8 protein-coding genes are annotated in these 16922 nt (G+C 66.8%); 1 reads left to right on the plus strand and 7 read right to left on the minus strand.

From position 1 onward, the window contains the following. Positions 1–143: 143 nt before the first annotated feature. Positions 144–3482: an arabinosyltransferase domain-containing protein gene (locus ACFU4Z_RS12570; RefSeq protein WP_379062106.1), complete on the minus strand. Its 3339-nt coding sequence runs from the start codon at positions 3480–3482 to the stop codon at positions 144–146. Positions 3483–3745: 263 nt separating this feature from the next. Between ACFU4Z_RS12570 and ACFU4Z_RS12575 the strand changes: the two genes are divergently transcribed. Further along, positions 3746–4243 carry a peptidylprolyl isomerase gene (locus ACFU4Z_RS12575; protein ID WP_379062109.1) on the plus strand — a complete coding sequence of 166 codons (498 nt, stop codon included), beginning with the start codon at positions 3746–3748 and terminating at the stop codon, positions 4241–4243. A 66-nt stretch (positions 4244–4309) separates the two neighbouring features. Here the strand turns inward: ACFU4Z_RS12575 and ACFU4Z_RS12580 are convergent, their stop codons facing one another. The 6 genes from ACFU4Z_RS12580 to ACFU4Z_RS12605 all read right to left on the minus strand — a co-directional run bounded on the left by ACFU4Z_RS12580 (position 4310) and on the right by ACFU4Z_RS12605 (position 16200). Then, on the minus strand, positions 4310–5854 hold the full coding sequence (locus ACFU4Z_RS12580; protein WP_379062111.1) for an acyl-CoA carboxylase subunit beta: 1545 nt from the start codon (positions 5852–5854) through the stop codon (positions 4310–4312). 29 nt (positions 5855–5883) lie between these two features. Further along, positions 5884–11253: a polyketide synthase Pks13 gene (gene pks13 / locus ACFU4Z_RS12585; RefSeq protein ID WP_379062114.1), complete on the minus strand. Its 5370-nt coding sequence runs from the start codon at positions 11251–11253 to the stop codon at positions 5884–5886. A gap of 115 nt (positions 11254–11368) precedes the next feature. Continuing rightward, on the minus strand, positions 11369–13282 hold the full coding sequence (fadD32, locus tag ACFU4Z_RS12590; protein WP_379062116.1) for a long-chain-fatty-acid--AMP ligase FadD32: 1914 nt from the start codon (positions 13280–13282) through the stop codon (positions 11369–11371). 193 nt (positions 13283–13475) lie between these two features. Beyond that, the gene (locus tag ACFU4Z_RS12595; RefSeq protein WP_379062118.1) at positions 13476–14495 is read right to left on the minus strand and encodes an LLM class F420-dependent oxidoreductase; all 1020 of its coding nucleotides are present in this window, start codon (positions 14493–14495) and stop codon (positions 13476–13478) included. Positions 14496–14689: 194 nt separating this feature from the next. Then, positions 14690–15676 (minus strand): cutinase family protein, encoded by a 987-nt coding sequence (locus ACFU4Z_RS12600; protein WP_379062120.1) that lies wholly within the window; start codon positions 15674–15676, stop codon positions 14690–14692. Beyond that, positions 15673–16200 carry a DUF732 domain-containing protein gene (locus tag ACFU4Z_RS12605; protein ID WP_379062122.1) on the minus strand — a complete coding sequence of 176 codons (528 nt, stop codon included), beginning with the start codon at positions 16198–16200 and terminating at the stop codon, positions 15673–15675. The genes ACFU4Z_RS12600 and ACFU4Z_RS12605 overlap by 4 nt, the downstream gene beginning before the upstream one ends. Positions 16201–16922: the final 722 nt, after the last annotated feature.

Genomic DNA, 16922 nt, shown 5'->3' on the forward strand with positions numbered 1-16922 from the left:
TTAACTGGCCCTCCCATTCCGTACGTTCTCCCCACCCCCCCCTCAACTGACCGCTGAATGCCCTGCGCCCGGGTGAAAAAAACCCGGCCCCCACGGCCTTTCGTCATGTCGGGGGCACCCCGGGCAGGGGCGCCGCCGACGGGTCAGAACACCCGGAGCTGTCCCGGCGACCACAGACCGCCACGGGTGGTCGTGCCGGTCTCCAGCTTCGCTGGGGTGGCATTGCGGTCGTACTGGTCGTAGCGCTCCAGAGAGCCCCAGTCACGGGCCCAGTCGTCCTTCATGTAGGTGGGGACCGTTGTCGACTTCGCCAGCATCTGAGCGAAGCCGAGCGGACCGCCGAACTCTTCGGCCTGCCAGGTGTTGGTGGAGCTGACGGCCAGCGGGCGATCCGGCAGGATGCGGTACCCGGGCACCTCGGCGACACCGTTCTTGTGGTCGAACGGACGCTGGCACGGGAACTGCAGACCCACTGCCCAGTCCAGCAGGACCGGCTGCTCGGAACCGATAAAGCTGTTGAGCGACTGCAACTTCGGCATCCGCGGCGGGGTGAAGGCCAGCCACTGGTCACCGATCAGGATCGGGTCGTTGGCGACGATCCGCACCGCATCGGCCTCCGGCGCGATCTGGTCCAACGGAACCCGCAAGTTGCGCCACGACGGGAACGGACCGATATCGCGCGGCAGGTAGGTGCCGAGTGATTCGACGCTGCCGTCGGGCAGCCGCTTGCCGTAGTCGACGGTCAGCGACTGGCCGTATTTGACATCGCCGGTGTCGTCGATCGACAGGATGCGGCCTGCGGCCGAGATCACCACGAGCGGCTTCTCCGGCGAGCGAGCGGGCAGCTCGTACCAGCTGGACACCACGTGCGCGGGCTGCTGCACCCCCTCCTGGTAACTACCGAGGATCGGGGTGGTCGCCGGGTCCAGCCCGAACGGCAGCGCCACGGTGCTGCCGTTGACGCCAAGCGCGCCGACGCCGCCACCGGTGCCCGCGCTCTGGCCCTTCTCGAACGCGGCGCCGACGGACTGGGTGGAGGTGTTGCCGGTGCCCGGCTTCACCTCGACGCTGTCGGCGGACAGATCCTTCGGAACGCCGTTGGGGTCGAAGCCGACCGGGTCGGCCCCGGCAAGCGGGTCGTTGGGATCCTTCAACGAGGTGGCCGGGTCGACGATCGGCTGCAACCTGCCGCCGTTGGGTTCCGGTTCCACCAGGATGTCATTGGCGAGACCGCAGGTGTTGCCGCCGAGCGCATCGAAATTCGAGCGGGCGAGCGAGTAGGCCGGGTACTGCGAGTACGCGCCCTTCACCAGCGAGAGCACCTCGATGGCGACCATCAGCGCGGCGACAACGGTCAGCGGGATGGCGGCGAACTTGCGGATTCGCTTGCCGCGCACCGACTTCGCCGAAGGCTGTGGCTTGGTGTAGTCCTCGCGCAGCGCGTACCAGGCGACCAGCGCGAGCGCCGCGCCGAAGAGCACGAGCATCAGAGTGTTCGACTGGTAGCCGTGCAGCGAGATCCGCTTGTCGAACCATGGCACACCGAAACTCGACACATACCAGTAGCCGTTGATGCCGGAGAACGAAATCGCCAGCAGGAAGAGCAACCCGGCGAGGAATATCGCTCGATTCTTCCGCGCGCGCAATGCGCTCGCCGAAACCGCCACCGCGGTGACCGCGGCGAGTGATCCCGCGATGCCCGCGTACGCGCCGAAGTGGTGGGTCCACTTCGTCGGGTTGAACATCATGAAGAAGATCGTGCCGAGGACAACGCCCATCAGCCGCCAGGTCGGGCCGCTCGCGATGCCGGGAACCTGCCTACGCCGCAACAACACCAGCATCGTGGTGAACAAGCACAGCAGCATCGCGAGGAAGGCGAACCGGCGCGGCAGCGAACCGTCGACGGTCTCGACGAACAGGTAGTAGTAGCGCAGGTAGTCCTCGTACCAGGCGAGGTTCGGCCCGGTGGCCTGGCGCACCCGGTTGGCTTCCTGGATACCGGCGAAGGTCTGGTCGCTGTAGACCACGATCAACACCAGCAAACCGGCCGCCGCTATCGGCGCGAGCAATGGCAACGTGCCGAACTGCCGATGCCGTCGCACCACGATCCGCACCAGCGGGCGGATACCGGCGAGCAGGGCCGCCACACACATCAACCCGGTCGGTGCCGCCGCCAGCGTGAACGCGGCGACCAGAATCGCTACCGCGGCCGGGAGCAGGCGACCGGTGGCAATGGCCCGCTCGATCGACACCCAGGTCAGCAGCGCGCCGAGCGCGACGATCGGCTCCGAGCGCAGACCGTTGTCGAACGGCATCCAGAAGGTCAGGAAGACCAGCCCACCGGTCCACAGCGCGACCTTGCTGTTGCGCACACCGCGACCGAGGCGAGGCACCACCTCGCGGCTGATCACCATCCAGCAGAGGATGGCGCAGGCCAGCGCGGGCAACCGCACCCACGCGCTCGCGGTCGAGATCTCCGAGAAGATCTGGATCACGTAGTAGTACCAGCCGAACGGCGCCTCCGGCACGCCATACCAGCGGAAATAGTTGGCCATGTAGCCCGCGTGCGGCGCGACCCGCACCATGCTCAGGATGTAGCCGTCATCGGAGGTGTTGGCGCCGACGAAATGCCACACCAGCAGGATCCCGATGACACCGCCGTCGGTCCAGGTCGGCTTCAGCCAGTTCGCGGGCAGGAATCGGCGGTGGCCGCGCCCGTCGCTGCCGTCCAGCCGGGCCAGCGCGCCCAGCGCGATCAGGGTGCACAGCACCGCCGCGATCATCGCGATCAACTTGATCGCGGTCGGGGTGGAGGTGAAGCGGGTGTCGACGGTCATCTGCATCGACAACCCGGCGGGCGCCGCGCCCTGCAGATCGGAGAAGACGCCGACCACCTGCGGGCGCAGATCACCGGCGAGCTGCCCCGCGACCGGCACCGCGACCATTTGCTTTGCGCCGGGCGCGCCGCCCTCGACCGGCTTCTCCACCAGCGTGGTCATGCCGTCGAACGTCGCCTTGGTGCTGTTGCTGTCGGAGCTGATGGTGATCGACGAGCACTCACCCATCTGCGCCCGCTGCGCCGAGGCCACCACCGCGTTGCGGTCGATCACGTCCACCGCGGTGTCGGACACCCGGATGAACATGGCCTCGAGCGCCGCCCGATCCCCCTGCGGCGGCGCGGTGGCGAGCAGCATGCCGCCCTGCTCGGGCAATTCCGCGACCGCGGCGCACGGAATGGTGGCTTTCAGGTCGATCGGCACCTGCGACATGAGCGGCGCCTGCACGTTGCCGAGCTTGCCGTCTTGCGGCCAGTTCAGTACGGCAGTCGTCTGCGAGACCGGCAGGAACGGACTCGCCAGCGCGAACAGTGCCCCCAGCACACCCGCCACGAGCGCGATTATTCGCGCGGTGCGGAAATCGTTCGGCGCGGCCGCGGGCGCGGCAGGCGGTTTCGTCAAGACAGCAGTAGCGGCGTCGGGCACGATTGGCAATGCTAGCTCCCCCGCCTCTCCGCGTCTTCAGGCCAGACGCAGTTGTGCCCTGTGTGGCGTCAGCGTCCGAGCCGACTATCGGTTATCGCCCGGTCATCCGGGGAAAAGCCAGGGTCGTCGACCGATGTCCCCGCTCGCGGTGGCATCTGAACAGGGCCCCAATCGATGGGAAAGGGGGCTTGGCAGCAGTCGAGCGAACAAAAAGTAGACCCCGAATGGCTGACCGGATGTGGGGTCAGTGGAAAGCTGGGGTCATGACCAAGGTGAATCTCGAGACGAATTTCGGAAAGATCGTGCTGGAGCTGGACGACGCGAAGGCCCCCGCCACCGTGGCGAACTTCGTGGAGTACGTGAACGCCGGCCATTACAGCGGCACCATCTTCCACCGCGTTATCCCCGGTTTCATGATCCAGGGCGGCGGCTTCACCCCCGACATGAAGCAGAAGCCCACCAACGCTCCGGTCAAGAACGAAGCCGACAACGGCCTGAAGAACGACAAGTACACCGTCGCGATGGCGCGCACCAACGACCCGCACTCGGCCACCGCGCAGTTTTTCGTGAACGTGTCGGACAACGGCTTCCTCAACCACACCGCGCCGAGCCCGCAGGGCTGGGGCTACACGGTGTTCGGCAAGGTTGTCGAGGGCACCGAGGTGGTCGACAAGATCGCCGGTGTCAGCACCGGTTCGAAGGGCGGCCACCAGGACGTGCCGCGCGACGAGGTTGCCATCGAATCGGCGTCCGTCGCCTGACCTGTTGTCACACAACGCGAATCGGGCCGCGCTCCACCGGGGTGCGGCCCGATCGGGTACGGCGGATCAGAGCGGCAGCAGGTGATGTTTACGCGGATTGCGGGCAAGCTTCTTGTCGCGCAACAGATGTAGTGCGCGACGTAGCTCCAGCCGGGTGGAAGACGGCTCGATGACCGCGTCGATATAGCCGCGCTCGGCGGCCACCCACGGTGTCGCGATGGTCGCGTTGTAGAAGTCGATCATCTGTTGACGCACGGCCGCGCGCTGCTCCTCAGGAGCCCCCTCGATCTGCTTGCGCCCGATCAGGCTGACCGCGCTCTCCGCGCCCATCACCGCGATGCGCGCGGTCGGCCACGCCAGATTCACGTCTGCGCCAAGTTGTTTGGATCCCATTACCGCGTACCCGCCGCCGTAGGACTTGCGGATCACCACGGTGACCTTCGGGACGGTGGCCTCCACGTAGGAGAACAGGAACCGGCCACCGCGCTTGATGACGCCGATCTTCTCCTGCTCGACACCGGGCAGGAAGCCCGGGGTGTCGACCACGAACACCAGCGGAATCTCGTACGCGTCACACATCCGCACGAAATGCGCCGCCTTGTCGGAGGCCCGTGCGTCCAGCGCACCGGCGGACACCATCGGCTGATTGGCGACCACGCCTACGCTGCGTCCGTCTACCCGCGCGAATCCGGTGATGATATTGCGCCCGGACGCCGCGCCGATCTCGTGGAAATCGCCGTCGTCGAAAATGCGCAACAGGATGTCGTGCATGTCGTAGCCCGCGTTGTCCGAGTCGGGGACCAGCGAATTCAGTTGCAGATCGCTCTCGGTGGTCTCGGGCTCCAGACCCGGATTCACCACCGGCGGCAGCTCCTGGCAGCTCGTCGGCAGGAAGCTCAGGTAGGCGCGCACCCATTCGAAAGCGTCGCTCTCGTCCTTGGCGACGTGATGGATATTGCCGTACTGCGCTTGGCTGTTGGCGCCGCCGAGTTCCTCGAGGCTGACGTCCTCACCGGTCACCTCCCGGATCACGCCGGGACCGGTGACGAACATGTACGCCTCTTCGGTCGCCACCACCACGTCGGTGTTGATCGGGGCATACACCGCGCCACCCGCGCACTTGCCGAGGATCATCGACACCTGCGGCACCATGCCGGACAACGGTTCTTGGCGGCGGCCCAGCTCGGCGTACCAGGCCAGCGACGTCACCGCCTCCTGGACGCGCGCGCCGCCGGAATCGTTGATGCCGACCACTGGGCAGCCGACCTTCGCCGCGTATTCCATGATGTAGGCGACCTTGCGGCCGAACATCTCGCCGACCGATCCGCCGTACACGGTCTGATCGTGCGAGAACACCGCGACCGGCCGACCGTCCACCAAGCCGTGCCCGGTGACCACACCGTCGCCGTACAACGCCGTCGGGTCGCCCGGCTTGCGCACCAGTGCACCGATTTCCACGAAGGTGCCCGGATCGAGCAGCATGTAGATCCGGTCGCGGGCGCTCGGGATCCCCTTCTTCGCCCGCTTCGCCACCCCCGCTTCGCCCGCCGGTTCCTGCGCTAACTCGAGTCTTTTGCGCAGGTCGGCGAGTTTCTCGGCAGTAGTGCTCACTTGGCCCCTCTCATCAGGTCGTGCGGCCCCTAAGGGGCGATCACCGCAAGTTTCGCGGTGAGGTCGGATCCGATCTTCCCGATCCGCGGTTCGTCGACGATCTGCAAGTGATCGCCCGCGATGTGGATGACCTCGAGGTTGGGAAGGTACTCATCCCACCCACCGTTGGGCCGCCGATCGGCGTAGCGCGGCTCCAGCTCGATCATGCCGTCGTGATAGCGATCCGCCAGGTACAACACCACATCGCCGTCATAGTGCGTCGGCGTGGTCTTGGCCAAGTGGCGTCCCTCGATCCACGAGGTGCGCTGATGCTCGAGCACACCGCCGGGGATCTTGGTGCCGCTGATCTTGATGAGATCGCTGATCATCTTGAACTGTTCTTCATCGGAGGCCGCGGCCAGCGTCTCCAACTGCTCGCGATCCAGCTCGCCCTCGACGCCATAGGTCTTCTTCGCGAAGGCCTGGTAGCGCTCGACACGGCGCACCCGCTCCTCGGGGCTGTTGTCCTCGCCCTCGGTCGGGATGGCCAGGTCGATCAGGCCGACGATGCGCACATCGGCGCCCTCGGCCCGCAGCAACTGCGCGACCTGCAGCGCGAACACCGCGCCGAGCGACCAGCCGTACAGCACGTACGGACCGTTGCCCTGGATCTTGCGCAGTTCGGGCAGATACTGGCGCGCGCGCTCCACGATGTCGCCCTCGACGCGTTCGAAGCCGTACATCGGAGTGTCGGCGGGCAGCCGCTTCAGCAGCGGCTCGTAGACCAGCGTGTTGCCACCCGACGGATGGAACACGAAGACCGGCACGGCATTCGAGCCCTCGGCGCGCGGGCGCAACGGCCGGATGAAGCCGTCGACATCGGCGCCGCTGTCCTGCAGTTCGCGCACGATATCGGCCAGCTGTTCGATGGTCTCGCAGTCGAGCACGTCGTCGACGGTGACCTCGGCCTTGACTCGCTCCGTGAGTCGGGCCGCCAGTTTCTCGGCGACTTCCTCCTCCAGGATCGGCAGGGTGTTGAAGATGCCGCCCGCCGACTTTCCGGTGACGATGGCCCAGGTGGCGAAGGTCAACCGCTCGGCGGCGTCACGCGGTGGCACGTCGTCCTCGTCGGCCTGCTGCGATGCGCCGAAGACCGATTCGACCGCCGCGGGAGCTTGCGCGACGACCGCCTCCGCGGCGGCTTCCACCGTGGTGTCCACGACGTCGAGCGACCGCTCGATGGCGACTTCCTTCGCCTCGGCCGCGGCATTCTGCTCGGCCGAGACCGCGGCGGGAGTCGCCGTGCCCGCGGCAGCCCCGGTAACGCCTGCGGCCGTCTCGGCCTCCGCGACGATCGCCTCGGCCTCCGACTCCACCGACGTGCTTTCGACGTTCAGCGAAACCCCTTCGGCGGCAGCCACATTCGCCACCGCTGCCGCGGGATCCTCGCCCGCCTCCAGTGCGGCGCGGGCCGCGGCCATGAACCCGCCGTCGACCACGATTTCCTCGCCGGCGGCCTGCTTGTCGGCCATCGCCTGCATTTCTTCGCGGTGGTCGATGGCGTAGCGCAGTACCTTGCCGACCTCGTTCAGGTTCGCGTCGCGCACGGCTTGGATCTGCAGCTGCGGAATATCGAATTCGTACTCGACCCGGTTCTTGATGCGCATCGCCATCAGCGAGTCGAGGCCGAGCTCCATCAGCGGGATCTCCATCGGCAGATCCTCGACCGCGTAGCCCATCGACTCGGCGACGATCAGCGCCAGCCGCTCCTCCAACGACTGCGTGCCTTCCGGATCCCAACGGTCACCGAAGGTTTCGACGATCTCGATGTCCGCGTCACCGGCCGTCGCGAGCGCGGCGCCCGGAACAGGTACGGCCACAACGAGTTCGGGAAGCGGCGCACCGGAGGTGACGACCGCCTCGAACAGCAGCTGGAAGGTCGCGCCCGCGCGGGCGTGCACCTGTACCGACGCGCCACCGAGATGCGGCGTCAGCGTGGTGGTGAGCGTTCCCGTCTCCGGCAGCGCCGCGTGCGGGATCGATGCACCCAGCGACACGTCGCTGAGCACCTGTGCCGCAGCGGCATTCACCAGCGCCGCCAGGTCGGTGACGGCCGATGCCTGCACCTCCCACACGTGCCTGCCGTCGGGCAGCGCGACGTGGGCGCCCGGCACCCGGTCGTTACCTCCGCCGGAAGACATCCGCGCCTTCGGCCAGTACTGCTTGCGCAGGAACGCGGTCCGCGGAATATCGGCGTAGTCGCCCACCGGCAGCAGCGAGGACAGCTCGACTCGGTGCCCGTGCACGTACAGCTGGGCCAGCGCGGCGATCACGCCCGCCGACTCGTCTTCCTTGCGCTTGAGCGTCGGGATGAGCTGCGCGTCGTGCAGGCCCGCCGCGAAGGTAGTGCCGAGGACCTGCATCAGCGCAACGGAATTCGGGGCCAGCTCCAGGAACGTGGTGTGCCCGGTGTCCACCGCGAGCTTCACCGCATTGGTGAAGTACACCGCGTGGCGCATGTTCTTGACCCAGTAGTCCTCGTCGTGCACCGGATCGCTGCCCGCGCGGTAGAACTGCTCCTTGTTGACGGTCGAGTAGAGGCCCGTCTTCAACGTGGTCGGCTCGATGCCCGCCAGCTCGGCCGCGAGCTCACCGAGCAGCGGATCCATCTGCGAGGTGTGCCCGGCGCCGCGGGTCTGCAGCACCCGAGAGAATTTGCCTGCCGCCTCGACCTGCGCCACGATCGCCGCGACCTGGTCCTGCGGGCCGCCGATCACCGTGTTGGTCGGCGCGGCGTACACCGCGCATTCCACGTCCGGGTAGTCGACGAGCATCTTCTCGACGTCATCGGCGCTCAGCTCGACCAGCGCCATATTGCGCACGTCGGCGTCGGTGATCATGGCCTCGCCCTCACCCATCAGGCGCGAGCGGGCGCAGATCACCCGCACCGCGTCCTCGAGCGGGAGACCACCGGCGATGTAGGCCCCCGCGACCTCGCCCATCGAATGACCGACCACCGCATCGGGTGCGGCGCCGTGCGCGCGCAGCAGCGCGGCCAGGCCGATCTGGATGGTGAAGATGCCGACCTGCGAGGTGCCGACGTTGTAGTCCTGGTTGTCGTCCAGGATCATCTCGCGTATCGAGTACCCGGCCTCGTCCATCACCAGCTCGTCGACCTCGTCGACGGCCTTGCGGAAGATCGAGTTCTCCAGGTAGAGCTGCTTGCCCATCTTGCGGTGCTGCGCGCCGAAACCGGCGAGCACCCAGATCGGGCCGTTGGCGGCGGGGGCGTCCGCGGTGAAAACGCCTGCGCCGGGCTTACCCGCCGCGATAGCGCGCAGGCCGGCGACCGCCTCCTCATGCGTCTTGGCGAGCACCACACCGCGCGAACGGTGGTGGCTGCGCTTGGCCAGCGACCGCGCCACATCCGCGAGCGGGACCTCGCGACCGGCGTCGGACTCCAGCCAGTCGGCCAGGTCCGCGGCGGCGCGACGACGACGCGAGGGCAAGTACGCCGACACGGCCAGAATCACCGGCAGCGGCTCTTCGCGCTCGGCCGACCATTCCGCCTCGGGCGCTGCGCTCGGGGTGACTTCCGTGACGGACTCCGCGGCGACCTCAGTGGTCTCCGCGTCGGCCGCGACATCCTCGGACGCGGGCTGCACCTCGGCCGTGACCTGCACGGGCACGTATTCCTGCAGCACGATGTGCGCGTTGGTGCCGCCGAAGCCGAATCCGGAGACGCCGACGGTCGCGGTACCGCTGTAGCGCGGGAATACCGTCGGCTCGGCGACGACCTTCAGGTGCGCCTGGTCGAACGGGATGTAGGGGTTGGGGCCGACGAAGTTGACGCTCGGCGGCAGCACATTGTGCTGGAACGCCATGATCACCTTGGCCAGGCTGGCCGCACCCGCGCCGGACTCGAGATGCCCGAAGTTGGACTTGGCCGAACCGAGCAGCGCGGGCTTGTCGTCCTCGCGGCCGCGCCCGACCACCCGGCCGAGCGCGTCGGCCTCGATCGGATCACCGAGCAGGGTGCCGGTGCCGTGCGCCTCGATATAGTCGACAGTCGACGGCGCGATGCCCGCGTCGCGGTAGGCGCGGCGCAATACGTCGGCCTGCGCGTCCGGGTTCGGCGCGAGCAGACCGTTGGACCTGCCGTCATTGTTGACCGCGGAACCCTTGATCACCGCGTAGATTTGATCGCCGTCACGCTCGGCGTCGGCAAGCCGCTTGAGCACGACCAGACCGCCGCCTTCCGAGCGGACCATACCGTCGGCATCGGCGGAGAAGGCCTTGATATGGCCGTTCTTGGCGACGCCGCCGTTCCGGTCGAAGCCGAGCGTCGCCATCGGCGAAAGCAGCATGTTCACGCCGCCGGCCAGCGCCAGATTCGCATCGCCGTCACGCAGCGCGCGCACCGCCTGGTGCACGGCGACCATAGTCGAGGAGCAGGCGGTGTCGATGGCGACCGACGGGCCGCGGAAGTCGAAGAAATAGGACACCCGGTTGGGGATGATGCTGGAAACGCTGCCCATGATGGCGTACGCCTCGGCCGAGGCGGGCACATTCGGATCGGGATTGCCCAGCCCGAGCGCGGCGATCAACTGGAATTCGTTGCTGGAGGATCCGATGAAGACGCCGACCGGCTCACCCTTGAGCTCACTGGCCGGAATCCTGGCGTGCTCCAACGCTTCCCAGGTCAGCTCCATCATCAGGCGCTGCTGCGGATCGACCCGCTCGACCTCGATCGGCGACATCGCGAAAAACTCCGCGTCGAAGCCCTTGAGGACCTCCTGGTCGAGGTAGCCGCCCATGGTGTTGCCCTCGGCGACCGCCGCCGCGACCGCGGGCTCACTGGTGAACTCCTCCCACCGGCCCTCCGGCAGGTCCCGAATCGCGTCGCCGCGGTTGATCAGGAATTCCCAGGTCGACTCAGGGGTGTCGCCCGCGCCGGGCAGCCGGGTCGACAGACCGACGATCGCGATGTCGTGCGCCTCGCCCGGCTGGTACCCGGCTGTGTAGAACGAGTCGTCGTCGGACTCCTGCGCCAACTCCGGCTCACCATTGATGACGACCTCCGCCAGCGACGCGATGGTCGGGTGCTGGTAGACCACCGTCGCCGTCAGCACGACACCGGTGAGCTCTTCGATGTCACCACCGAGCGCGATGGCATCGCGCGAGGCCAGCCCGAATTCCTCCATCGGCCGGTCCACCGTGATGTTCTCCACGGGTTGACCGGTCGCGTCGGAAACCCAGCGCCGCAGCCACTCCCGCAGTTCCGCGACGGACAGGTCCGTCGCGGCAGTGGGCTCCGCAGCGGACTGCGAAACCTCTCCTGCGTCAGGAGTATCGATTGCGTCCGCCTCGGCGCGCGCAATATCGGTCTTCTGGGTGGGCGTGCCCTCGTTGTCAGCCATCAATTCCTCAAGCTACCTGTCTGCGTACCGGGCGCGCCTGGAATTGACGCTCGGCATGGGGGCGGTTCGGCACCGAGCATCGATGGTCGGCTCGCCGAATCACCCCTGCGGGCAATTACTCTTCCGGAGCATCCGGGAATGCCTGCTGGGTGTAGCCCCCGCGCAGTGTTCCCTCCAGATAAGCAGTCTTGCAGGCGCGCCGAGCGATCTTGCCGCTGGAGGTGCGCGGGATCGAACCCGCGGGCACAAGCAGCACGTCACGCACGGTCACACCGTGGCGCTGCGACACCGCCGCGCGGACCGCGTCGGCGATGGGCAGCGGGTCGGCCTTGCCTGCGCCCGGACCACGCTCACCCACGATGACGAGCTGTTCGGAGGCATCGTCGGCGTCGAACTGCAGGCCCGAATGGCTGCCCTGCTCGAAGACCTCGGCGGGCAGCTGGTTGGCGGGCACCGAGAACGCGGCGACGAAGCCCGGTCGCAGCGCCTTGCTCGCCTCCTGTGCGGAGAACTCGAGATCCTGCGGGTAGTGGTTGCGCCCGTCGACGATCACCAGGTCCTTCACGCGACCGGTGATGTAGAGCTCGCCGTCGAGATACACGCCGTAGTCGCCGGTGCGCATCCAGTTGGCGTCGTCCTCGGCGCCGTCGGCGTGGCTGCCCTCGGGCAGGCGATGGGTGACCTTGTTCTTGAAGGTCGCGGAGGTCTCGTCCGGGCGACCCCAGTAGCCGATGCCCATGTTGTTGCCGTGCAGCCAGATCTCACCGACCCGGCCGTCGGGCAGCTCGCGGCCCGCGTCATCGTCGATGGCGTCCGGGTCGACGATCACGGCCCACTGCGACAGCGCCACAAAGCCACAGCTCACCTGGGCGATGGCATTCTCGGTGCCCTGCTCGACCTTCACCATGCGACCCGCATTGAGCTCGTCGCGGTCGACGTAGACCACCTTGGCCTCGTCCTCGGCCTTGGTCGCCGAGACGAACAGCGTCGCCTCCGCCATGCCGTAGCACGGCTTGATCGCGGTTTTGGGCAGGCCGTAGGGCGCGAACGCGTCGTTGAACTTCTTCATCGACGAGGTCGTCACCGGCTCGCTGCCGTTGATCAGGCCGATCACGTTCGACAGGTCCAGCGACTCGCCGTTCTTCGGCAGACCGCGCGCCGCGGCGTGCTCGAACGCGAAGTTCGGTGCGGCGGCGAAGGTTCCGGCGCCATCGGAGGCGGCGGCCAGTTCCTTGATCCAGCGGTACGGGCGGCGCACGAACGCGCTCGGCGACATGATGGTGATGTACTTGCCGCCGACCGCGGGCAGGATCACCGTCAGCAGGCCCATGTCGTGGAACAGCGGCAACCAGGTGACACCGCGAGAGTTCCAGTCGAGGTTGATGGCATCGACCATCTGCAGCAGGTTGGTGCCGACCGCCCGGTGGGTGATCTCGACACCGGCCGGGGTCCGCGTGGAGCCCGAGGTGTACTGCAGGTAGGCGATGTCATCGATCGCGATGTCGGGACGCACCCAGGTTTCACCGACACTATCGGGGATCGCGTCGACGGCGATGATGCGCGGGCGCTGCGCGGCGGGCAGCGAGCGGAAGAACTGGCGCACCCCGGCCGCGGAGGAGCTCGCGGTGAGGATGGCAGAGGGCTCACAGTCGCCGAGCACCGCGTGCAGCCGGTCAGTGTGACCCGGCTCATCGGGGTCGAACAGCGGCACCGAGATGGTGCCCGCGTAGATCGCGGCGAAGAAGGAGATCACGTAGTCCAGGCCCTGCGGCGCCAGAATCGCGACCCGGTCGCCCGGGTTGGTCACCTGCTGCAGTCGAGCGGCCACCGCGCGCAGCCGGATGCCGAATTCACGCCACGTCAGTTCCTGAGCTTCGCCATCACGTTCACGCGAGTAATCGATGTAGCGGTAGGCCAGGGTGTTCGCGTCGTTCCGAGTGTGCTTCTCGACGTGATCGACCAGGGTGTGATCCTCGGGAATACGGATGTTCCCGGTTTCATCCAGGTAGTCGTCGAAAGTCTCTTCCATTCCTTCTTCTCCTCCGAGGCACATCACAGCAAGACGGCGACATCGCCGCTGTTACCTGTGAGGCCCCGACTCGCTATCGCCCGCGGGTGCTCTACGTACAACGAGCCAGCCTGCAGATTTTGTTGCGGTCTGCGCGGTGACCGCTATCGGCTAGATGTTCTCAAACCAGAGTCATGTTACAGAGGAGAGTGGCTCACTCATCCCGCAGCAGTGGAATAACCGGCGCGAAAGCGTCCATCTGGGTGGGGAACACACCGACATAGGACATCGATGTGAGCTCCCGCACCCGGCGGATCTGCTCGGCGATCTCCTCGAATGTGCCGATGGCCACATACGGCGATTCGAGAATCTCCTCGACAGAGAGCTTCACGTCGACCTCGAGGTCGGGGTGCAGACCTCGATCGATCGCGGAAAGGGCCATTTCCGCGGTCTTCTCACGGTCGTCGGTGATGACGATCGCGGTGATGGCCCAGTTCAGCTCGATGTCGGTGAACCGATCGCCCGCGGCTTCGCGGATCAGGTTCACCTTCTCGACGGTCTTGGACATGGTGATGCCCGAGAGCAGACCTTTGCCGTTCTTGGTGGTGACCGGAACGATCGAGATGATGTCGGCGTGCTTGGCGGCCAGCCGGAGCATCTTCGGGCCGCCACCGCCGGTGCAGATCGGCGGGCGCGGACCCTGACGCGGACGCGGCGTGCCCTTGATGCCGTTGACCTGGTAGTGCTTGCCCTCGAAGGTGCATTCCTGGCCACGCAGCAGCACATCGAGGATGGTCAACGTCTCGTCGAGCTTCTCCAGCCGAACGCCGGGCGTCTCGTAGGGCAGCCCGGCCGCGGCGAACTCGTCCTGCTTCCAGCCCGCGCCGACGCCGACCTCGAGGCGGCCCTTCGACAGCACATCGATGGTGGCGAGATCCTTGGCGAGCACCACAGGATGCCGGAAACCATTGGCCAGCACCGATGTTCCGAGCCGGATCTTCTCGGTGGCCTGCGTCAAGGCGCCGAGCGCGGCGATCGGACCGATCTGGTCACCGAGGTGATCGGGCACGACGAACGTGTCGAAGCCGTACTCCTCGGCCTGCTGCGCCGTCTGAATGAACTTGCGGGCACCGCCCTCCTGCTTGTTTCCTTCGCCCGCGGCCGCGAAGCGGAAGTTACGTATCGGCGTACCCAACGCGGTCAACTCACCAGCCGGTGCGGCGGCTTCTGTCATGAACTCATGCTCCTGGCTGTAAGGAAATTTCCTGCGCGCCGGCCAGCCCCCGGTCCTGGGGGCAGCACTGCCGGCGTCGCGATCATCAGCGCACTTTACAGCCTGCTCCGGTCCGATTGACGAGGCTTCGGTATGCAAGGGTGCATAGCCCTATCGCCGGGCCGCGCCGATGTGGTTGTTCACAGGTGGTCTTCTCAGGAGTGCGGCGGGTGCGGCGCCCCTTCGATCAGACCGTTCGCCCAGTTCACCGTCCATTGGGTCGCGGTTGTCCCGTCGCCGTCGACCACGAAGCCGTTGTAGAGGCTGTGCACCGGGTTGCCTGCCGCGCGGATCAACGTCATCGTGCTGCCGATGATGTTCAGCGGGTTCAACGCCTGTCGCGGCGAGTCACAGATCAGATCGCCCGGTGCGCAAATCGTGAAGGTGCGCTCGGCCAGCGAGCCGAAGCCGCCCGGCCGCGGACCGGTCATGGTGATTCCCGGCACGTTCAGACCCTTCAACGCGACCTCCGCGCCGACACCGAGTGGCGGGTTCCCGATCTGGATGGGCTGCCCCGGTCCGTTGTCGTTGGTCCGCCGCCCATCGGCAATCAGCATCACGCCCAGCACCTGGTCAGCGGGGACAGGGCCCTTGCCTGCGGCGATCTGGGAGGCGACATCGCCGCCGATGACCGCACCCTGCGAGAATCCCGCGATCACGTAGGTGGTCAACGGACATTCCCGATGCCGATCCGCCATCGCGTCGACCATCCGCCGCGCACCCTCGGAACGGCTGTTGTTGTAGGACTGCTGGCCGTCCGGCGGAATCGCGATCGGATTCGAGAACTGCGCGACATAGGGGACGGTGTACACATCCAGCCTGCCCGGCGGGAACTGACTCTGCACCGGCCCGGAGATGTTGAGCATCATCGAGATCGGATTGGCCGTCGGGTTGTGCGGGTCGTCGTTGCTGTTGGACTCCCAGGTGCCGGGCACCGAGATCATCTGGACATCCGGGCAGCTGGCAGGCTGCGAGGTCGGTCGCTCCGGCGGCTTCGGTCCCGGACCCGGCGGGCGCAGTCTGCCCGCGAGCAGATACCACAGCAGCAGAACGAGAACGATGACCAGCGCGACGATCGCGAGGAGCACCAGACATCCCGCCGGTCGCAGCCGGCGGGAGACCCTACCTCGGCGAACACTCACTGGCAGTACGTCTGCTTAGCGGTGTCGATGTAGATCTTGCCGACCTTCTCGACCGGCATCTTCGCCGGATCGAAGGACGGGTCGGATCCGGCCATCGCGTTCACGAAGGTCGTCAGGTCCTGCTCGGAGGCGCCTGCCGCGACGCCCTGGCAGACGTAGGTGCCGATGCTCAGCGCGATGTCGGGGCTGGCCGCGGTGACGCCTTGCTCCTTCAGCGCGTCAAGGAACTTCTTGTCCTTGTCGGTGAGCTTGGTGGTGTCCCCCGGCGGCACGACATCGGTCGGCACCGGCTGCGGACGCTCGGGGGCGACCGTCTCGGCGGGCGTCGACTCGGGAGCGGGCACCTGCGTCCCGGTATCGCCACCTGCGCTGCTCGACGTGGCAGGCGGCTGCGGGGCCGTCGTGGTGTGGGTCAGCTTCGGAGTGCTCGATGCCGTCGAATCATTGTCACCACATGCGGCGAGCAATCCGGTGGCGGCGAGCGCCACAGCGACGCCGAGTACCTTTCCACGGGTCCGATGCATGAATTCGTGTCCTCGATCTGTTGGCGAATAGGGGCCGATCGCCACCAGGCTAGCTGGGTCCACAATGCAGCGCTTGCGGCACCGCGTGTTGAACGGTTGATTCAGTGACCCTCATCAATGCACCACTCGGCACGATGACATCTCTCGAGCGAAGCGAGATCGAGCCCTGGTGTTCGGCACCTCTCGAGTAGTCCAGCCGCATCCACCAAAAGTCCCAAGCTCAGCTACCAACGCCCCCACTGGGCACGATGATGTCTTCCACGCGCAGCGAAACCGAGCACGAGAGTTCGCGACCCTGCCCACCTCCCCAGCCGCCGAAGCACATCCACCAAAGCCGCAAGCTCAGCTACCCACGCCCCCACTAGGCACGATGATGACTTCCACGCGCAGCGAAACCGAGCACTAGAGCTCGCGGCCCTGCCCACCTCCCCAGCCGCCGAAGCGCATCGACCGAAGTCCAAGCTCGGCTACAAACACATCCACTCGGCACGATGACGACTTCCACGCGCAGCGAAACCCCAGCACTAGAGCTCGCGGCCCTGCCCCACCCCCACAACACCCGAGGCGCAAAAAACAAAGTCGCAAGATCCCCACAGCCGCGCCCACTCGGCACGATGATGTCTTCCGAGCGAAGCGAGACCCAGCACTAGAGTTCGCGGGCCCGGGGCGGGGGAGGAGCGACCGGAAGCCGCGGACGGAGACACAAAAGAGACACGAGCCGA

The organism is Nocardia sp. NPDC057440 (assembly GCF_042802915.1).
Classification (GTDB): Bacteria; Actinomycetota; Actinomycetes; order Mycobacteriales; family Mycobacteriaceae; genus Nocardia.